Annotated in this window: 17 protein-coding genes, 1 other RNA gene and 1 other annotated feature; of the genes, 15 read left to right on the top strand and 3 right to left on the bottom strand. The window is 48.0% G+C overall.

The annotated features are described in order from the left end of the window. Positions 1-7 precede the first annotated feature (7 nt). On the bottom strand, positions 8-1,564 hold the full coding sequence (gene spoVB, locus BAMF_RS33495; RefSeq protein WP_013353037.1) for a stage V sporulation protein B: 1,557 nt from the start codon (positions 1,562-1,564) through the stop codon (positions 8-10). A 114-nt stretch (positions 1,565-1,678) separates the two neighbouring features. Here spoVB and BAMF_RS33490 point away from each other — a divergent pair, with 114 nt between their 5' ends. The 8 genes from BAMF_RS33490 (at position 1,679) to dtd (ending at position 10,999) form a co-directional block, all read left to right on the top strand. Then, complete coding sequence (locus BAMF_RS33490; RefSeq protein ID WP_013353036.1) at positions 1,679-1,975, top strand: post-transcriptional regulator; 297 nt, start codon at positions 1,679-1,681, stop codon at positions 1,973-1,975. A 36-nt stretch (positions 1,976-2,011) separates the two neighbouring features. After that, a complete protein-coding gene (secDF, locus tag BAMF_RS33485) occupies positions 2,012-4,231 on the top strand; it encodes a protein translocase subunit SecDF (protein ID WP_013353035.1) in 2,220 nt (739 codons plus the stop codon). Positions 4,232-4,361: 130 nt separating this feature from the next. Continuing rightward, positions 4,362-4,859: a cation:proton antiporter regulatory subunit gene (locus BAMF_RS33480; RefSeq protein WP_013353034.1), complete on the top strand. Its 498-nt coding sequence runs from the start codon at positions 4,362-4,364 to the stop codon at positions 4,857-4,859. A gap of 63 nt (positions 4,860-4,922) precedes the next feature. Next, complete coding sequence (locus BAMF_RS33475; protein ID WP_013353033.1) at positions 4,923-5,249, top strand: LapA family protein; 327 nt, start codon at positions 4,923-4,925, stop codon at positions 5,247-5,249. Between the two features lie 55 nt (positions 5,250-5,304). Continuing rightward, positions 5,305-7,662, top strand: a complete 2,358-nt coding sequence (recJ, locus tag BAMF_RS33470) for a single-stranded-DNA-specific exonuclease RecJ (RefSeq protein WP_013353032.1) — start codon at positions 5,305-5,307, stop codon at positions 7,660-7,662. Between the two features lie 5 nt (positions 7,663-7,667). Next, positions 7,668-8,180: an adenine phosphoribosyltransferase gene (locus BAMF_RS33465; protein WP_013353031.1), complete on the top strand. Its 513-nt coding sequence runs from the start codon at positions 7,668-7,670 to the stop codon at positions 8,178-8,180. A gap of 158 nt (positions 8,181-8,338) precedes the next feature. Further along, positions 8,339-10,543 carry a GTP diphosphokinase gene (relA, locus tag BAMF_RS33460; protein WP_013353030.1) on the top strand — a complete coding sequence of 735 codons (2,205 nt, stop codon included), beginning with the start codon at positions 8,339-8,341 and terminating at the stop codon, positions 10,541-10,543. Between the two features lie 12 nt (positions 10,544-10,555). Beyond that, positions 10,556-10,999: a D-aminoacyl-tRNA deacylase gene (gene dtd, locus BAMF_RS33455; protein ID WP_013353029.1), complete on the top strand. Its 444-nt coding sequence runs from the start codon at positions 10,556-10,558 to the stop codon at positions 10,997-10,999. A gap of 26 nt (positions 11,000-11,025) precedes the next feature. Here dtd and BAMF_RS33450 read toward each other — a convergent pair whose 3' ends face one another. Continuing rightward, complete coding sequence (locus BAMF_RS33450) at positions 11,026-12,579, bottom strand: SH3 domain-containing protein (protein WP_013353028.1); 1,554 nt, start codon at positions 12,577-12,579, stop codon at positions 11,026-11,028. A gap of 130 nt (positions 12,580-12,709) precedes the next feature. Here BAMF_RS33450 and BAMF_RS41340 point away from each other — a divergent pair, with 130 nt between their 5' ends. The 5 genes from BAMF_RS41340 (at position 12,710) to BAMF_RS33430 (ending at position 17,418) form a co-directional block, all read left to right on the top strand. Beyond that, positions 12,710-12,880 carry a YrzK family protein gene (locus BAMF_RS41340; protein ID WP_014470770.1) on the top strand — a complete coding sequence of 57 codons (171 nt, stop codon included), beginning with the start codon at positions 12,710-12,712 and terminating at the stop codon, positions 12,878-12,880. 60 nt (positions 12,881-12,940) lie between these two features. After that, positions 12,941-13,185, top strand: a binding site (T-box leader). Positions 13,186-13,259: 74 nt separating this feature from the next. Beyond that, entirely contained in the window at positions 13,260-14,534 is a 1,275-nt protein-coding gene (hisS, locus tag BAMF_RS33440; protein ID WP_013353026.1) for a histidine--tRNA ligase, read from the top strand. 14 nt (positions 14,535-14,548) lie between these two features. Continuing rightward, the gene (aspS, locus tag BAMF_RS33435; RefSeq protein WP_013353025.1) at positions 14,549-16,327 is read left to right on the top strand and encodes an aspartate--tRNA ligase; all 1,779 of its coding nucleotides are present in this window, start codon (positions 14,549-14,551) and stop codon (positions 16,325-16,327) included. Positions 16,328-16,389: 62 nt separating this feature from the next. Then, positions 16,390-16,582: non-coding RNA, 6S RNA (gene ssrS, locus BAMF_RS40905), on the top strand. A 71-nt stretch (positions 16,583-16,653) separates the two neighbouring features. Next, positions 16,654-17,418, top strand: coding sequence for a tRNA threonylcarbamoyladenosine dehydratase (locus tag BAMF_RS33430; protein ID WP_013353024.1), 765 nt, complete (start codon positions 16,654-16,656; stop codon positions 17,416-17,418). Between the two features lie 117 nt (positions 17,419-17,535). On the opposite strand, the gene BAMF_RS33425 is transcribed toward BAMF_RS33430, so the two are convergent. Next, entirely contained in the window at positions 17,536-18,804 is a 1,269-nt protein-coding gene (locus BAMF_RS33425; RefSeq protein WP_013353023.1) for a replication-associated recombination protein A, read from the bottom strand. A gap of 194 nt (positions 18,805-18,998) precedes the next feature. Here BAMF_RS33425 and cymR point away from each other — a divergent pair, with 194 nt between their 5' ends. Further along, complete coding sequence (gene cymR, locus BAMF_RS33420; RefSeq protein ID WP_013353022.1) at positions 18,999-19,415, top strand: cysteine metabolism transcriptional regulator CymR; 417 nt, start codon at positions 18,999-19,001, stop codon at positions 19,413-19,415. An 18-nt stretch (positions 19,416-19,433) separates the two neighbouring features. Beyond that, positions 19,434-20,573: a cysteine desulfurase family protein gene (locus tag BAMF_RS33415; RefSeq protein ID WP_013353021.1), complete on the top strand. Its 1,140-nt coding sequence runs from the start codon at positions 19,434-19,436 to the stop codon at positions 20,571-20,573. Positions 20,574-20,588 lie beyond the last annotated feature (15 nt).

The raw sequence follows: 20,588 nt of genomic DNA, 5'->3' as shown, positions 1-20,588 counted from the left end.
ACCGGACTCACCGCATCACAAACCGGCCGATGACCGGAATCCGGATCAGCTCCTCCCTTTTAATCAGCCTGAATATCAGCAGAAGCACAATGTACAGTATCACGGTCATTGCAATCCATCCTGTGAGATTAACAGCCTCTGACCCTGAAAAATGAACGGCGTGCTTTATAATGCGGCTCACATAGCCGCAAATGAATATGACGGCAAAGCAGAGCGCGTATTCTTTTATTTTAATGCTGATCGGGAGCACTTTGCTTACAGTGGCCGCATGCAGCAGGGTGACGAGGACCATTCCCGTCACAATCGCCAATGCCGCGCCCATAATGCCGAGCGAAGGCCTGGTCGCCAGCACAAAAATAAGGCCTGTTTTAACAGCGGCGCCGATAAAACTGTTCATCATGGCGGCCCCGGCTAAATTAAGCGCCTGCAGCACCGCTTGAAGGGGCCCCTGAAAATAATAAAGCAGAAAAAACGGCGCCATCACTTTAATAAATACCGCTGCATTCGTTGATCCGTACATGACGGACATCAGCTCATCAGCGAAAGAGAATAAAATAACCACTGAAATGCCCCCGCTTAAAAGACACAGCCTCATCGCCTGTTCCAGACGGTATTCGACAACTTGCAGCTTTTTTTGCTCCATTCCTTCACTGATCGCAGGAACAAGCGCTGTTGACAGAGAATAGGTTATAAAGCTGGGCAGCGTCAAAACCGTCATGGCAAAACCGGTCAGCTCCCCGTACTGGCTGGTGGCAGCAGCGGTGGCCACTCCTGCAATCGCAAGGCTCTGCGCGACGACAATAGGTTCAAAAAACCAAGACAAGTTTCCGATGAAGCGGCTTCCGGTTGTCGGAAGCGACACGCTCATCAGCTGGCGGAAGGTTTCTTTTCCATTTGCAATCGACTTGAAAAATTGTTTTCTGATTCTGATTGTTTTTTTGGCCTTGAAACAAATGAATAAATAAATAAGAGAGGCGAGCTCCCCGATGACAGACGAAATCATGGCTCCGGCCGCGGCATATTCAATTCCGTACGGCAGAAACACCGTCGTGCAGACCGCGACAAGTGAAATCCGCACAATTTGTTCAAGCACTTGGGAAAACGCCAGCGGGTTCATATTCTGCCTGCCTTGAAAATAACCGCGCAGCACGCTGGAGATTGCGATAATCGGCACGACGGGCGTAATCGCCAAAAGCGGGTAAACCGTGCGTTGATCAGTCAGCATCGTTTCGGCCATAATCGGCGCAAAGCATAAAAACAGCGGCGTAAAGATGAGACTTAATATCCCGGTGATGGTAAGCGACATCACTAAAATATGTTTCATTTTTTCCCGGTCCCCCCGGGCGCTTGCTTCAGCGACAAGCTTGCTGATGGCAACAGGGAGGCCGAATTGGGTCAAAGTGGTGGCCAAGAAAAATGTCGGGGCAGCCATCATGTACAATCCGACCCCTTCTTCACCGATAAACCGGGCGATGACCACCCGGTTGACAAAGCCGAGCATTCTTGTAATCATCCCGGCTGTGATGAGAATAAGAGTGCCCCTTAAAAAAGTCTGTTTTGCCATTTTACAACCCCTGCCTTCTCAAACTACCTGGAATCATATACAATAAGGATATGCGCCGATGTCGTCCGAGCATGACAAGTCTTCGAGAAAAAGGGAAAAAGGAGCGAGCGCCCAGTGGAGAAACATCCCGCCGAAATGTATAAAGATCATTTGCGGCCTTTTTTGTACAGTAAACTTGAAGAGTTCAAAATCCTCGGATACGATGATGTTGAACATGAGAGTTTATGGTCATACCTCATACATAAAAAGTGGAAACAGAAAACGGAACTGCCGCTGTATAAATTGGCCGGCGATATTTTATCAGTTAAAATTGGCGATTTTATGAACTATGCAACCGTCGAAGCTTTTAAGTCGTCTAATTGGCTGGAAAGCGATGAAGGTCAGGAAGCTTTGGATGAACTGCTGAGATAATGATTTGACGGCATAGGTTTAAGGAGGAAATACATAATGAAAAAAGGACGCTTGATTGCGTTTTTCCTGATCGTATTATTGATCGGCACAGGGCTGGGGTATTTTACAAAGCCGGCTGCCAAAAATATTACGTTAGGATTGGATTTACGCGGCGGGTTTGAAGTTCTGTACGATGTGCAGCCCGTCAAAAAAGGCGATAAAATCACAAAAGACGTGCTTGTCAGCACGGTGCAGGCGCTGAACCGCCGGGCTAACGTTCTCGGCGTAAGCGAGCCGAACATTCAGATTGAAGGGAACAACCGCATCCGCGTACAGCTGGCGGGCGTCACGAATCAGAACAGGGCGCGCGAAATTCTGTCAACGGAAGCGCAGCTCTCGTTCAGGGACACGAATGATAAAGAGCTCTTAAACGGCTCTGATCTCGTTGAAAACGGCGCGAAGCAAACTTTCGATCCGACGACGAACGAACCGATTGTCAGCGTGAAGCTGAAGGATGCGGACAAGTTCGGAGAAGTGACGAAAAAAGTCAAGAAAATGGCGCCTAATAATCAGCTCGTCATCTGGCTTGATTATCAAAAAGGCGATTCATTTAAAAAAGAAGTCGGCAAAAAACATCCGAAATATGTATCCGCTCCGAATGTGAGCCAGGAATTAAATACGAAGGATGTCACAATTGAAGGCCAGTTCACCGTTCAAAAAGCAAAGGACTTGGCCAATATTTTAAACGCGGGCGCGCTGCCTGTGAAACTGACCGAAAAATACTCTACTTCAGTAGGGGCGCAATTCGGACAGCAGGCTTTACATGATACGGTAGAGGCCGGCATCATCGGGATTGCACTTGTTTTCTTATTTATGCTGCTTTATTACAGACTGCCGGGTCTCATTGCGGTTATCACGCTTTCTGTATATGTGTATATTACGCTTCAAGTGTTTGACTGGATGCAGGCGGTGCTGACACTTCCGGGTATCGCGGCCCTCATTTTGGGTGTAGGGATGGCGGTTGACGCCAATATCATCACCTATGAACGGATAAAAGAAGAGCTGAAACTCGGAAAATCCGTCCGCTCGGCTTTCCGTTCAGGGAACAGACGGTCATTTGCGACGATTTTCGATGCGAATATCACAACGATCATCGCAGCGGTCGTGCTCTTTATTTTCGGGACAAGCTCTGTAAAAGGGTTTGCGACGATGCTGATTTTGTCAATTCTGACAAGCTTTATTACAGCTGTCTTCCTTTCAAGATTCCTGCTCTCCCTTCTTGTGGAAAGCAGATGGCTTGACCGGAAAAAAGGCTGGTTCGGCGTCAAGAAAAAACATATTATGGACATCCAGAAAACAGATGAAAATACTGAACCGCATACGGCGTTCCAAAAATGGGATTTCACGAGCAAACGAAAATACTTCTTTATTTTCTCAAGTGCTGTGACTATTGCGGGAATTATCATCTTACTGATCTTTAAACTCAACCTGGGAATCGATTTTGCAAGCGGCGCGCGGATTGACGTGCAGAGCAATCATGCCTTGACGGCGCAGCAGGTTGAAAAAGACTTTGACTCTCTCGGCATGGACCCGGAAAACGTAGTGCTCTCAGGTAAAGAGAACCATGTCGCCGCGGCCCGGTTTGTCGGAGAGCCATCTAAAGAAAAGATCGCTGAAATCAAAACGTACTTTAAGGACAAATACGGAGCTGAACCGAATGTCAGCACGGTATCGCCGACAGTCGGAAAAGAGCTGGCCCGTAATGCCTTATATGCCGTGGCAATTGCATCAATCGGCATCATTATTTACGTGTCAATACGTTTTGAGTACAGAATGGCTGTCGCCGCAATTGTATCCCTGCTGTATGACGCTTTCTTTATCGTCGCGTTTTTCAGCATTACAAGGCTGGAGGTCGACGTCACCTTTATCGCCGCTGTGCTCACCATTATCGGTTACTCGATAAATGATACGATCGTTACATTTGACCGGATACGCGAGCAGATGAAAAAGCGCAAGCCGAAGTCATTTGCCGATCTGGAACACATCGTGAATCTGAGCTTGCAGCAAACCTTTACACGCTCGATTAATACGGTCTTAACCGTAGTGATTGTTGTCGTCGTGCTGCTCATTTTAGGGTCATCGTCAATTACAAACTTCTCCGTCGCCTTATTGATAGGTTTATTGACGGGTGTTTATTCTTCTCTTTACATCGCCGCACAGATGTGGCTTGTATGGAAAGGAAAAGAATTTAAATCGAAAAAATCAATCGAAGAGTAATGGGAAACAGGCTGTCTTGCAGAAGACAGCCTGTTTTTTCAAGCTGCATTGAACTTAAAACCTGCATTTGCTATAATGACATACGCTTACATAATCAATCATCACTGTAAAAACATGTAGGAGGGTTCTTATGAACGTTCGTGAGTCGGAGCTTCCGGGCATCGGCCAGAAAGTCGAAGTCATTACGAAAAATCGCGATAAAATCAGTATTATTCTTCATGATGACGGCAGAAGAGAGCTCTATTACTTCGATGAGGATGATCATGACGAGTGCTTGGCATCCGTTGAATTTAACGATGAAGAGGCGAGGCAGATCTCCGCTATTTTAGGGGGGATGACGTATAAACCGAAAGCGCTGGAATCTGTGGAAGTTGCGCTTGACGACCTCGTCATTGAGTGGTTTAAAGCCGAATCTCATGCGCCGGCTGTCAGCCGCACAATCGGAGATTTGGATATCAAGGAACAATACGGCGTTCAGGTAATTGCGATCGTGAAGAAAAACCGGCAAAAACAGCTGACTCCCGCCTTTGATACCGTGATTGAAGAAGGGGACACCCTCGTCTTATCTGGGGAAAGAAGCGGATTGAAAAAGCTGGTTCGTGAGCAGTTAACGGCCCGGATGTCCTGAGCCCGGGGTTTACCCGCAGGAAAATGAGGGAAAAGATAAGAATTAATAATTGGGGGCTGACGCATGAATAAACAATGGACTATTATATTCGCTTTATTATTTACTCTGATTGTCGCCATTTTTGCTGTCATTAACGTGCGGGCGGTTGAGGTTGATTATCTGTTCGGAACCGCTGAATGGCCGCTGATTTTAGTCATTTTAGGCTCTGTGTTAATGGGGGCGCTGATCGTGTTTTCAGCCGGTATATTTCAAGTGATGAAGCTGAAGCGTGAAATTAAAATGCTGCGGAAAGAAAACAGATCCGCTGCTGAATTGCCGGCTGATCCGGACGTCAGAAAACCAGCCGCTCCGCCGGAAGAAATGCTGGAAGAGAAAAAAGGATCAGAATAACATTTGAAACCCCTCAGTCCGCTCTAGTATAATAGGGTGGTTGAGGGGTGAATTTATGTTAGCGTCAAAAATGCGCTGGGAAATCCAGCAGCCGGATAAGGAAAAGGTCAAATCACTCACAGAACAATTGGACATAACACCTCTTGTGGCATCGCTGCTTGTAAAAAGAGGTTTTGATACTGCCGAAAGTGCAAGGCTGTTTTTACATACAAAGGATGCAGACTTTTATGACCCGTATGAATTAAAGGGAATGCGGGAAGCAGTTGATCGGATAAAGCTGGCGGTTTCCCGCGGGGAACCGATTATGATTTACGGAGATTACGATGCAGACGGCGTTACAAGCACGTCAGTGATGCTGACGGCGCTCAGACAGCTGTCAGCGAACGTTGACTTTTATATTCCCGACCGTTTCACAGAAGGCTACGGCCCGAATGAACAAGCTTTCCGCTCCATAAAAGAGCGGGGATTTTCGCTCATCATTACAGTGGATACGGGTATCGCCGCCGTTCATGAAGCCGAAGTCGCAAAAGAGCTCGGTTTAGACGTCATTATTACCGACCACCATGAGCCGGGACCCGAGCTTCCTGACGTATTTGCGATTATCCACCCGAAGCAGCCGGGCTGCAGCTATCCGTTTAAAGAATTGGCCGGCGTCGGTGTGGCGTTTAAGCTTGCCCACGCGCTTACGGGTTCTTTGCCGGAAGCTATGCTGGACTTGGCGGCGATCGGTACGGTTGCTGATCTGGTGCCGCTGCATGATGAAAACAGATTAATAGCGTCGCTTGGAATCGAAAGGCTTCGGACGACAAATCGGCCGGGTCTCAAAGCTCTGATTAAGCTTTCCGGCGGAGATATCGGACAAGCCGATGAGGAAACGATCGGGTTTCAGGTCGCACCGAGGCTGAATGCCGTCGGAAGAATAGAACAGGCTGATCCCGCGGTGCACCTGTTGATGACCGATGACCAGTTTGAAGCGGAGGAGCTGGCTTCGGATATTGACCGGCTGAATAAAGAGCGGCAGAAAATGGTGAAAACCATGACCGAAGAGGCTGTTGAAATGGTTCAGCAGCAAGGCGGAAACCCTTCTGCCATTGTCGTGGCAAAAGCCGGCTGGAATCCGGGAGTTGTCGGTATTGTCGCATCGAAGCTGGCTGAACGCTTTTACCGGCCCGCTGTTGTGCTGGGGATGGATGAGGAGCAGGGAATCGCCAAAGGGTCGGCGCGAAGCATCAGAGGCTTTAACCTTTTTACGAGCCTGTCACAGTGCAGAGACATTCTTCCTCATTTCGGCGGACATCCGATGGCCGCAGGAATGACTTTGAAGGCTGAAGATGTGGCGGATTTAAGGGATCGGCTGAATCAAATGGCTGAAGAAACCCTTACCGAAGAGGATTTTATCCCCGTTCAGGAGGTTGATCTTGTCTGCGGCGTCGAAGACATCACCGTTGAAAGCATTACAGAATTGAATATGCTGTCGCCGTTCGGCATGCTAAACCCTAAACCTCATGTGATGGTGGAAAACGCCGTGCTTGATGAGGTGCGCCTGATCGGAGCAAATAAAAATCACGTGAAAATGACGGTGAAAAATGATTCCGCCGCTCTCGACTGCGTCGGCTTTAACAAAGGAGAGCTTGAAGCCGGGATTGTTCCCGGATCAACGATTTCCATTGTCGGCGAGATGTCTATTAATGAATGGAACAACAGAAAGAAACCCCAGCTGATGATTAAAGATGCTGCGGTGCCGGAATGGCAGCTTTTTGATATCAGGGGCAAGCGGATGTGGGAAGATACGGTCACTGCGCTGCCTAAGGAAAAACGGGTGCTCATCAGCTTTAACGAAAAAACCGCCCGAAAGCTCCGTGCCGAGCTTTCGGGTGAGCTGGCTGAGATCACGTCGGAATCCGAAGCAGAAGCTCTTCCGCTTGACGGAAAGTATGCCGTTTTTCTGGATGTGCCGCCATCAGCGGACCGCCTCCAGCGTTTGCTTGACGGGAAGAAGCCGGAACGGATTTATTTTGTTTTTATTAATCATGAAGAACATTTCCTGTCCTCATTTCCATCGCGGAATGACTTCAAGTGGTTTTACGCATTTCTCTTGAAAAGGGGCACTTTTAACTTAGGCAAGCATGGTTCAGAGCTTGCGAGACACAGAGGATGGTCAATTGACACAATCAATTTCATGACAAAGGTGTTTTTTGATCTCGGTTTTGTTAAAATAGAAGATGGTGTGCTGTCTGTCGTGAGCGGCGCGAAAAAACGCGACCTCGCAGATTCGCAAACCTATCAGGTAAAACAGCAGCTGATGGAATTAGACCAGAAGCTCAATTATTCCGCAGCCCATGAGCTGAAGGAATGGCTGAATAAGCTGATGAACCAAGGTTCAGAGGCTTATGAAAGTACGAGGAGGACATAGAACAGATGGATCTTAAAAAATACGTAACAATTGTGCCCGATTACCCGAAAGAAGGCGTGCAATTTAAAGATATTACGACATTGATGGACAAGGGCGACGTATACCGTTACGCGACTGACCAAATTGTTGAATATGCAAAAGAAAAAGAAATTGATTTAGTTGTCGGGCCCGAAGCGCGCGGCTTCATTATCGGCTGTCCGGTCGCATATGCGCTCGGAGTCGGCTTTGCGCCGGTTCGGAAAGAAGGAAAACTTCCGCGTGAGGTCATTAAAGTCGATTACGGTTTGGAGTACGGCAAAGACGTACTGACCATTCATAAAGATGCGATCCTGCCGGGACAGCGCGTTCTGATTACTGATGACTTATTGGCAACAGGCGGAACGATCGAAGCAACGATTAAGCTTGTGGAAGAGCTTGGCGGCGTCGTAGCCGGTATTGCGTTTTTAATTGAGCTTTCTTACCTTGACGGCAGAGCAAAGCTTGACGATTACGATATTTTAACACTAATGAAATATTAAACCGCATATGGAAAAAAGCACTCGTGTCAGGGTGCTTTTTTCCTATTATTTCATCATCCTGACAGATTCTTTAGGTGTTTTGAACTTCTGCCCTTTACATCTCTCGTTTTTTTCTTGATAATAAACTAATACAGTTTACATTTAAAAAAGGTGATTCCATGGCGAACGAACAAGTATTGACTGCCGAGCAAGTAATAGATAAAGCGCGCACTTATCTGCCGGAGGAGCAGATTGCGTTTGTTGAGAAAGCTTATCTGTATGCGCAAGACGCGCATCGCGAACAGTATCGCAAATCAGGTGAGCCGTACATCATTCATCCGATTCAGGTGGCGGGAATCCTCGTCGATCTGGAAATGGACCCTTCCACGATTGCGGGCGGATTTCTGCATGACGTGGTCGAGGACACGGATGTCACCCTCGATGACCTGAAGGAAGCATTTTCTGAAGAAGTGGCGATGCTTGTCGACGGTGTAACGAAGCTCGGTAAAATTAAGTATAAATCTCAAGAGGAGCAGCAGGCGGAAAACCATCGAAAAATGTTTGTCGCTATGGCTCAGGATATCAGAGTCATATTGATCAAGCTGGCGGATCGCCTTCATAATATGCGGACGTTAAAGCATCTTCCGCAGGAAAAGCAGCGGAGAATTTCAAATGAGACGCTGGAAATTTTCGCTCCGCTGGCCCATCGGCTCGGGATTTCTAAGATCAAATGGGAGCTTGAAGACACCGCTCTCCGTTATTTGAATCCTCAGCAATATTACAGAATCGTTAACCTCATGAAGAAAAAGCGCGCGGAACGCGAACTTTATGTCGATGAGGTTGTCAATGAAGTGAAAAAACGCGTCGAAGAAGTGAATATCAAAGCGGACTTTTCAGGCCGTCCGAAGCACATCTACAGCATTTACCGCAAGATGGCGCTGCAAAATAAACAGTTTAATGAAATATATGATCTGCTCGCCGTCCGTATTCTTGTCGGAAGCATTAAAGACTGCTACGCCGTACTCGGCATTATTCATACGTGCTGGAAGCCGATGCCGGGCAGATTCAAAGATTATATTGCGATGCCTAAGCCGAATATGTATCAGTCCCTGCATACGACAGTAATCGGGCCTAAAGGCGATCCGCTGGAAGTGCAGATCAGAACGTTTGAGATGCATGAGATCGCTGAATACGGGGTGGCTGCACACTGGGCATATAAAGAAGGCAAGGCTGCAAACGAAGAAGCGACATTTGAGAAAAAACTGTCCTGGTTCCGCGAAATTCTGGAATTCCAAAACGAATCTACCGATGCGGAAGAATTTATGGAATCGCTGAAAATCGATTTATTTTCTGACATGGTATACGTATTTACGCCAAAAGGCGATGTCATTGAACTGCCGTCAGGCTCTGTACCGATTGATTTTTCCTACAGGATTCACTCCGAGATCGGCAACAAAACCATCGGAGCGAAAGTGAACGGGAAAATGGTGACGCTTGACCATAAGCTCCGGACGGGCGACATTGTCGAAATCGTGACGTCCAAGCATTCATACGGTCCGAGTCAAGACTGGATCAAACTCGCACAGACGTCACAGGCGAAACACAAAATCCGCCAATTCTTCAAGAAACAGCGCCGTGAAGAAAATGTCGAAAAAGGCCGTGAGCTGGTCGAAAAAGAAATTAAAAATCTTGATTTTGAAGTGAAGGAAGTTTTAACGCTCGAAAACCTTCAAAAGGTTGCCGACAAGTTCAATTTCTCAAATGAAGAGGATATGTACGCGGCGGTCGGGTATAACGGGATTACCGCTTTGCAGGTGGCAAACAGGCTCACCGAAAAAGAACGGAAGCTGCGTGATCAGGAAGAGCAGGAAAAAATCGTTCAGGAAGTCACTTCCGAGCCGAAACAGTATCCGCAAGGGAGAAAACGGGAAGCGGGTGTGCGCGTGAAAGGCATCGACAACCTTCTCGTCCGTTTGTCGAAATGCTGCAACCCGGTGCCAGGCGATCATATTGTCGGTTTTATTACAAAAGGGCGCGGTGTATCCGTTCACCGTGATGACTGTCCGAACGTAAAAACGAATGAAGCGCAGGAACGATTGATCCCTGTTGAATGGGAGCATGAATCACAAGTTCAAAGACGCAAAGAATATAACGTTGAGATTGAGATTCTGGGGTATGACCGTCTCGGGCTGTTAAATGAAGTGCTTCAGGCCGTAAACGAAACGAAAACCAACATCTCGTCTGTCTCGGGCAAATCCGACCGCAATAAAGTCGCTACGATTCATATGGCGATTTTTATTCAAAACATCAATCATCTGCACAAAGTGGTCGAGCGGATTAAGCAGATCAGAGACATATATTCAGTCCGCCGGGTAATGAACTAAAAGGAGCTTGCTATGAAATTAGTTGTTCAGCGTGTAACAGATGCAAGTGTGACAGTTGACGGCGCTGTCGCCGGCCGGATCGGACCCGGCATTATGGCGCTTGTCGGCGTCACTCATGAAGATACAGAGGAAGATGCCGCCTACTTGGCCGATAAAATCGTGAATCTCCGGATTTTTGATGACGAGAGCGGCAAGATGAATTTATCGCTTTTGGATACGGGCGGAGAGATTTTATCAGTTTCCCAGTTTACGCTTTACGGCGAAACGAAGAAAGGGAGACGCCCGAATTTTATGAATGCGGCGAAACCGGATCAGGCTCTGCTCCTTTATGAAAAGTGGAACGAACTTCTTCGGGAAAAAGGAGTCAAAGTGGAAACCGGAATATTCGGGGCCATGATGGATGTTCAGCTGACGAATTCCGGGCCCGTTACATTGATTATGGATTCTAAACAATAAAAAAAGCTGCCGTTTGGCAGCTTTTTTTATGATTGAAAATAATGTTCCAATCCGCTTTCAATTCCGTCTGTCACTTTTTCCTGGTAAGAGCCGCTATGTATGATTGTTTCTTCTTGCGGTTGACTGAGATAGCCGAGCTCATACAGCATGGCAGGCCGTTTATTTTCTCTCAGGACGTAATAATCTCCAAACAGAACGCCGCGATCGGGGATAGGCGAACGCTTCACTACTTCAGAATGGACGTCTGAGGCAAGCTGCCGGTCCTTAGACGGACTGTAATAATAAGCGGTGCTTCCTCTTGTTGACGTATCGGCATAGCTGTCATAGTGGATGCTGATAAAGGCATCCGCAATCCTGTAATGGGAGGTTGAAACCCTGGCCTGCAGGCTGATAAATGTATCATCCTGCCTTGTGATATACACGTTTGCACCGGCCGCTCTCAATTTCCCGGCCAGCAGCTTAGCGGTTTTAATCGTTACGTTTTTTTCAAACTTTCCGGAGTAGCCGATCGTTCCGCTGTCTTTACCTCCGTGTCCGGGATCAACGACGATCGTTTTATTTTTAAGTGAGCCGCTGCCGCCTGACGTGTTGGGAGAAGGTGCTTCTCCTGTTTCTTCACCGCTTTTAGACGTTTGCACGACCCAGTTTGCCACATATGCCGTTTGTCCATTTTCCAGCCGGACTTCATACCATTTGCCGCTTGAGCCGACAATCGGATAGGCTGCGCCTTTATCCGCTCTTTTTACGATAGAAGCGGAAGTCGAGGCCGAGCTCCTTAAGTTGGTGCCGCCGTAAACGATATACGCTTTTTTCGAGGTGTCTGAGCCGTCTCCCAAACCGGATGCGCTGTCTGATGAGTCAGAATCCTTTATGATGTAGTGGCTTGCTGCCCAGCCTCTTTGCCCGTTTGCTTCAATTTTCAGCCAGCCGTGGTCTTCGCTTAAGATGGAAACCTTTGTTCCGCGTGATAATTTAGTCATAATGGCTGAATCATGTGACGCTGCACTTCTGACATTCAATGAAGAAACGCCGACGGTCCCGTTCTTTGAACCGCTTTGGGACGAATTTGCTATCGTATCCGATCCGCCGCTGTCCGCGGTGACGTATTCGGAAGAAACCCATCCTGTTGTGCCTTGATAAGAAATGTTCACCCACCCGCTGTTCTTGTCCAGCATGGATGCATGTGCGCCTTGCGGAAACTTGCCGATGACTTCATATGATGTCCCCGGGCCTTTTCTGATGCGGAGGTCAGGGTCAGTGGAAGTGACCGTTCCGCTTTTTGCGGATGCATTGTCTGCTCCTCCGGCTGTTTTTGTTATCAGCCAGGAAACGACCCATCCGGTTTTACCGGGGCTCAGCTGAAGCTGCACCCAGTCTCCCTCTTCCTTGAGGATGGGGTATCTTTCCCCTTTTTTTACTTCAGCCTTAATTTCGTAGCTCAGGCCGGGACCGCCTCTGACATTGATCTTGTCTGTCGCGATGACCGCTTCTCCCTCTGCGGCGACTGCGGTGTGGAATGACGGAAGAAGCGCTGTGATGATGACGCCGCATAAAATAAGAACAAGAGTTCTCTTACTCATGGCTGTCCTCCTTTCTGAACTAACTAAAATACATTCTTGTATAATATCGCATTTTCCTTGCTGAATGTTAAATAAAAATAAAATAGTTTGTTTATACTAGTCATAAATACAGCGAAAAGGTGTGCAAATCATGAAATTTCAACCAAAAATGGGACGCGCGCTGCACGATGCGGAAGGAAATCTTCACTTCAGTGATCAGAGCGATAGAGAGAAGGACGGTTTTCTTGAAGAGACGGCAACGGAGTTCGGTCTCTTATCGAAAGAAGCGGTCGCAAGGAAAAACAGACGGAATAAAACTTGACAGGGGCGTGCAATCCCATTATTATAATAGAAATTGATGTACATAAGTCATGATAACGATTTTGAACCGATAATGGAGAAGAGTAGGTCAGAATGCATGGAGAAGAGAGGAACCGTCCCAGGCTGAAAGCGGATCCGCACTGCATCTTTCTCGAAACAACACTCCGGAGGTTCCCTGCTGAACGCTTTGCCGGAAAAGGGCATCAGTCATTAGGCAGCGGACGTGAACCTGCGTTAACGGTCAGAGCGGGGATGCTTCGGCATTCCAACTAGGGTGGCACCACGGGTATAACTCTCGTCCCTACTATACATGTATAGTAGGGGCGGGAGTTTTTTTATTTCATGTTTTAATGAAGAAAGACATTAAGGAGGCCTGTAACATGGCATATCACATTCCAAGAGGCACACAGGACATACTGCCGGGTGAATCAGACAGATGGCAGTTCGTCGAACAAATTATGAGAGAGACGTGCCGCACTTATCAATATAAAGAAATCCGCACGCCGATCTTCGAACATACGGAATTATTCGCAAGAGGCGTCGGTGAGTCTACAGATATCGTACAGAAAGAAATGTACACTTTTGAAGACCGTAAAGGGAGAAGCCTGACGCTTCGGCCGGAAGGAACGGCCGCTGCAGTCCGCGCGTTCAATGAAAATAAATTATTTGCAAATCCGGTGCAGCCGACGAAGCTGTATTATGTCGGACCGATGTTCCGTTACGAACGTCCGCAGACGGGACGCTTCCGTCAATTCTATCAATTCGGAATTGAAGCGATCGGCTCCAAAGATCCGGCCGTGGATGCAGAAGTCATCGCGCTTGCAATGAGTATTTACCGTAAAGCCGGTTTGAAAAATGTCAAGCTTGTTCTGAACAGCCTGGGCGACCAGGACAGCCGCAAAGCCTACCGGGAAGCGCTCGTCAAACATTTTGAACCGCGTATCGGAGAATTTTGCTCAGACTGCCAGTCGCGGCTGCACACAAACCCGCTCAGAATTCTTGATTGCAAAAAAGACAGAGAGCATGAGCTGATGAAAACGGCTCCGTCAATTCTTGATTACTTAAATGAAGAATCAGCCGCATATTTCCAAAAGGTGCAGCAGTACATCACGGCGCTCGGCATTCCGTTTGAAATTGATCCGAACCTTGTGAGAGGGCTTGATTACTACAACCATACCGCTTTTGAAATCATGAGCAATGCGGAAGGCTTCGGAGCGATTACAACCCTTGCCGGAGGCGGCCGCTATGACGGGCTTGTCGAACAGATCGGCGGACCGGAAGCGCCGGGTATCGGATTTGCGATGAGCATCGAACGTCTGCTGGCAGCCATTGACGCTGAGAAAACAGAGCTTCCTGTCAATCAGGGGATTGACTGCTACATCGTGACGCTCGGAGAAAAAGCGAAGGATTATTCCGTTTCTCTCGTGTACAAACTGAGAGAAGCTGGCATCTCAAGTGAAATCGATTATGAAAACAAAAAAATGAAGGGCCAATTCAAAACGGCTGACCGTCTCGGCGCACGCTTTATTGCGATTTTAGGGGAAGATGAACTCGCCCAAAATAAAATCAATGTAAAAGATGCGGAAACAGGAGAGCAGCGTGAAGTGGTGTTAGACGAGCTGATACAAGTGTTAAAGGCAGATCAAAAGCAGTGAAGGAGAGGAACGCTATGTTTGGAAGAACCTATTATTGTGGCGAAATAACTGAAAAAGCGATTGGCGAAACCGTCAAACTGAAAGGATGGGTGCAGAAACGGCGCGATCTCGGCGGCTTGATTTTTATTGATTTGCGCGACCGTTCGGGTATTGTGCAAGTCGTGTTCAATCCTGACGTCTCGAAAGAAGCCCTTGCCGCGGCAGAAGCAATCAGAAATGAATATGTGCTTGATATTGAAGGCACGGTTTCTGCCCGTGAAGAAGGCACGGTGAATCCCAACCTGAAAACCGGTAAAATTGAAATCAAAGCTGAAGCAGTGACGGTGCTCAGCACGGCGAAAACGCCGCCGTTTCCGATCAGTGACCAAGCGGCTGACGTTTCTGAAGACGTCCGGTTAAAACACCGCTATTTGGATTTGCGCCGCCCGGCGATGTTTCAAACATTGCAAATGCGCCATCAAGTCACAAAATCCATCCGCCATTTCTTGGATGAAAACGGATTTCTTGATATTGAAACACCGATTTTAACGAAAAGCTCTCCGGAAGGCGCCCGTGATTACTTAGTGCCGAGCCGGGTGCATGAAGGGGAATTTTACGCTCTTCCGCAATCGCCGCAGATTTTTAAACAGCTTCTGATGGTGTCGGGCTTTGAACGGTATTATCAAGTGGCCCGCTGTTTCCGCGATGAAGACCTGCGTGCCGACCGCCAGCCGGAATTTACGCAGATCGATATCGAAATGTCCTTTATGAGTCAAGAAGACATCATGGCTCTGGCCGAAAAGATGATGGCGAAAGTCATGCTCGAAACAAAAGGCGTCGAAGTATCGCTGCCGCTTCCGCGAATGACATATGAAGAAGCGATGAACAGCTACGGCTCCGACAAGCCTGACACACGCTTCGGCATGCTGCTGACGGACGTATCAGACATTGTGAAAGATACTGAGTTTAAAGTGTTCTCATCAGCCGTTGCCAACGGCGGTGTTGTAAAAGCGATCAATGTCAAAGGCGCTGCCGGCGACTACTCCAGAAAAGATATTGATGCGCTCGGCGTTTTTGCCGGAAATTACGGCGCGAAAGGTCTCGCTTGGGTCAAAGTTGAAGCTGACGGCGTAAAAGGTCCGATCGCGAAATTCTTTGATAATGAGAAGCAGGCAAAACTGGCAGAAGCGCTTGATGCTTCTGAAGGCGACCTGCTCCTGTTCGGCGCTGATAAGTTTGAGGTTGTGGCCCAATCCCTCGGCGCGCTTCGCTTAAAGCTCGGTAAAGAACGCGGCCTGATTGACGAAAGCCTCTTCAACTTCCTGTGGGTTGTGGACTGGCCGTTACTGGAGCATGACGAGGAAGAAGGCCGTTTCTATGCGGCTCACCATCCGTTTACAATGCCTGTCCGTGAAGATCTTGACCTGATTGAAACGGCGCCTGAGGATATGAAAGCGCAGGCTTACGACCTTGTCTTAAACGGCTATGAACTCGGCGGAGGCTCAATCCGTATTTTTGAGAAAGACGTTCAGGAAAAAATGTTCGGGCTTCTCGGCTTTACAAAAGAAGAAGCGGAGGAGGAGTTTGGATACCTTCTCGAAGCTTTTGAATACGGCGCTCCTCCGCACGGCGGAATTGCGCTCGGCTTAGACCGTTTGGTTATGCTTCTTGCGGGCCGCACAAACTTAAGAGATACGATCGCTTTCCCGAAAACGGCAAGCGCAAGCTGTCTTCTTACGGAAGCGCCCGGCGAAGTGAGCGACGCCCAGCTTGAAGAACTTCACCTTTCTGTCAAAAGAAAAGTGAAACAGTAAAGATCAGCAGTTTGTTTCTTGAAAATCAAAAACTGCTGTGATATGATTTTGACAAGTTAAATAAAGTCCTGATGTGTTAGTTGTACACCTAGTTTTGACCGAACATTTTTTTGATTTGGGAGCCCGTATTTTTAAATGGCGTACATGCCTCTTTTCATTCGGTAAAGGGGACTTACAAAGTTTAAAAAAGGGCACCCACCTGCTGAGAGCGGGTTCAAAACGAAGGAAAGCTGCAACGGCACAATTGGGACTTTATTTTTTGTGCGTTAAAACCAGCGGCTTTTTGACAAGCCGAGTTTATAAAACCAGAATGTGGAGTGAGGTTCTTGTTACATCAGTTTTCCAGAAATGAGCTAGCGATTGGAAAAGAAGGGCTGGACACGTTAAAAAACAGCACGGTGGCCGTTCTCGGCGTCGGCGGAGTCGGTTCATTCGCAGCCGAAGCATTGGCGAGGTCCGGAGTGGGACGGATCGTGCTTGTCGATAAAGATGATGTTGACATTACAAACGTAAACCGCCAGCTGCATGCTCTCTTGTCAACGGTGGGGCAGCCGAAAACGGACTTGATGAAAGCGCGGATCGCAGATATAAATCCGGATTGTGACGTCGTCGCCTTGAAAATGTTTTATACGGAAGAGACGTATGAGCAGTTCTTTGAGTATCCGCTCGATTACGTCATTGACGCGTCGGATACGATACATTATAAAATTCATCTGATGAAAGAATGTCTGAAACGGAATGTGCCGCTGATTTCAAGCATGGGAGCGGCGAATAAAACAGACCCGACACGCTTTCAGATTGCTGATATTTCAAAAACCCATACTGATCCGATTGCCAAAGTCGTCCGTACTAGGCTTCGCAAAGAGGGCATTAAAAAAGGCGTTCAGGTCATTTTTTCTGATGAAAGCCCGATCGTCATCCGTGAAGATGTCAGAAAAGAAGTCGGGAATGACGAAGCGAAAATCCGCAAAGCGCAAATGCCGCCGTCTTCCAACGCCTGGGTTCCGTCAGTGGCCGGTCTGATTATGGGCGGACATGTCATTATGGAGCTCTTAAAGGATATTGACATTAAACGGGTCAAAGATAAATAAAAAGAAAAACAGCCTTCTTCAGGAAAGGCTGTTTTTTATTTGAATAAAGCCGCCGTTCACACGAATGGCCGGCCGGTATAAAAAAAAGACAAGAACACATTGGGTGTCCTTGTCCGATTATTTTTTCTGTTTCAGCAGTTTTTCATACACTTGCTTTATGGCGGCTTCAAATTTCCCCGTTTGTTTCGGTTTATAGTATTGTTTGTTTTTTAACGGTTCAGGCAAATATTGCTGTTCGACCCATCCGTTTTCGAAATCGTGAGGATATTGATAGCCGATTCCGCGTCCGAGCTCTTGGGCTCCTTTATAGTGGGCGTCTTTTAAATGTTTCGGCACATCGCCGATTTTACCCGATCTGATATCTTTGAGCGCTTCATCAACGGCTGAGATGGCGGAGTTTGATTTTGGCGAAAGGCATAATTCGATTACCGCATTCGCCAGCGGAATTCTCGCTTCGGGAAAGCCGATCCGCTCTGCGGTCTGAATCGCGCTCAGCACCCGGGGGCCTGCCTGCGGGCTTGCAAGGCCGATATCTTCATAGGCGATTACGAGAAGTCTTCTTGAAATGCTTTCAAGATCGCCGGCTTCGATCAGTCGGGCTAAATAATGAAGTGCGGCGTTTGCGTCTGAGCCGCGGATTGATTTTTGGAATGCGGATAAGACGTCATAATGCGCATCTCCGTCTTTATCATGGGTATAGCTTTTTTTCTGCAGACATTCTTCCGCTGTTTCCCGCGTAATGCGGATCGTGCCGTCACTTGATTCCTTTGTGGAAAGCACGGCAAGCTCCAGTGCGTTCAAAGCGGAACGGACGTCTCCTCCACACCCTTGCGCGAAATGATCCATCGCTTCGTCGTCCACCGAAACGCTGTAGGAACCGAGTCCCCGGTGTTCATCTGTGAGCGCTCTTCTCAATGCCTGCTTGATCAGATCCGGTGTTAACGGTTCGAGTTCGAATATCTGGGTACGGCTTCTGATGGCCGGGTTAATGGCATGATAAGGATTGGCGGTCGTCGCGCCGATTAAAATAATCATGCCGTTTTCTAAATAGGGCAGGAGAAAATCCTGCTTCCCCTTATCAAGCCTGTGCACTTCATCAAGTATTAAGATGACCTGACCTGACATTTTCGCTTCCTGTACGACAATTTCCATGTCTTTTTTATTATGAATGACGGCATTCAATTTTCTGAATGCGATGCTTGTCGATCCTGCGATCGCTGTGGCGATGGACGTTTTTCCGATGCCTGGCGGTCCGTACAGGATCATGGATGATAGGTGCTTTGCGCGCACCATTCTGCCGATGATTTTATCTTCTTTGACCAAATGTTCCTGGCCGATAATGTCTTCGATATTGGCAGGCCGCATCCGATACGCCAATGGTTTCATGAACATCTCTCCTTACATATACAGGGTAACGGAAAACGGCCGATTAGAAAAGCGAATTGCGGCGGGCCCCGTGTTTCAATGAAAATTAGGATAAGTTATGTTATAATAACAGTTGGTCTATAAGATACTAAACTGATTATTCATATCCATTTACTTGTATAAATTAACAATTAGAATTGACTGGGGTGTTCATATTGAAAATATCGACAAAGGGAAGATACGGGCTCACCATTATGATTGAATTGGCGAAAAAGCACGGAGAAGGTCCGACGTCGCTCAAAAGCATCGCCCAAACAAACAGCCTCTCTGAGCATTACTTGGAACAGCTTGTATCACCGCTCAGAAACGCGGGACTCGTAAAAAGCATCAGAGGCGCTTACGGCGGTTATGTGCTCGGCGGCCAGCCTGAAGAGATAACGGCCGGAGATATTATCAGAGTGCTGGAAGGGCCGATCAGCCCGGTAGAAGTGCTTGAGGATGAAGAGCCTGCCAAGCGGGAGTTATGGATCCGCATCCGCGACGCCGTAAAAGACGTGCTGGACAGTACGACGTTAGAAGACCTTGCGAGCTACACGGACGGCGAGCAGGAAGCTTATATGTTCTATATTTAAACCAGAGGTGTAAAGACAATGGAACGGATTTATTTAGATCACGCCGCGACTTCCCCGATGGATGAGCGTGTGCTCGAAAAAATGAAGCCTCATTTCTTCGGCAGCTTCGGCAATCCGTCAAGCATTCATTCATTCGGAAGAGAGTCCCGGAAATGGGTCGACGAAGCGAGAGCGGACATCGCGCGTGAAATCAGTGCGAAAGAACAGGAAATCATTTTCACAAGCGGCGGCACGGAGGCTGATAATTTAGCGATTCTCGGCACGGCTGCCGCCCGGAAGAATGAAGGGAAACACATTATCACGACCGCTATTGAGCATCATGCCGTATTACACGCCTGCGAAAAGCTGGAAGAAGACGGTTTTGAGGTGACATACCTCATCCCGGGCCCTTCAGGACGGATCAGTGCAAATCAGGTGAAAGAAGCGCTCCGTGATGATACAATCCTTGTTACCGTCATGTATGGCAATAACGAAGTCGGAACCATTCAGCCGATTGACGAAATCGGAGAGCTGTTAAGCGGGCATCAGGCCTATTTTCACACAGATGCCGTCCAGGCATTCGGTTATATACCGATCGATGTGAAAAAAAGCAGAATTGACATGCTGTCTGTTTCCGGTCACAAGCTTAACGGGCCAAAAGGGACAGGCTTTTTATATGTAAATCAAGAGGTGAAGCTGTCACCGATTCTTCTCGGGGGCGAGCAGGAACGAAAGCGGCGCGCGGGTACGGAAAATGTACCGGGCATTGCCGGCTTAAAGGAAGCGGTCGTTCTTTCAAACCGTGAGCGGGAAGAGAAAACAGCGATGTTTAAGGAGTTTAAAAACATCATCATGAGCACGCTGGAAAAAGCCGGCGTCACAGCGGAGGTGAACGGAGATGCCGAGAACTGCCTGCCGCATATTTTAAACCTTTACTTTCCCGGTGTGCCGGTGGAATCGCTGCTGGTCAATCTTGATATGGAAGGCATTGCCGTCTCAAGCGGATCTGCGTGTACGGCGGGGTCCGTTCTTCCGTCTCATGTTCTTACGGCCATGTTCGGAAGTGAGAGCGGCAGGCTGACCTCGTCAATCCGCCTCAGCTTCGGCCTCGGCAATACGGCGGAACAAATCGAAACAGCCGCCGAAAAGCTTGCCGCCGTCGTCAAACGGCTTGCTTAAAACGGCGGACTTACG

It is taken from the genome of Bacillus amyloliquefaciens DSM 7 = ATCC 23350, from assembly GCF_000196735.1.
GTDB classification, from domain to species: domain Bacteria; phylum Bacillota; class Bacilli; order Bacillales; family Bacillaceae; genus Bacillus; species Bacillus amyloliquefaciens.
This window is presented reverse-complemented; position numbering and strand designations above follow the sequence as displayed.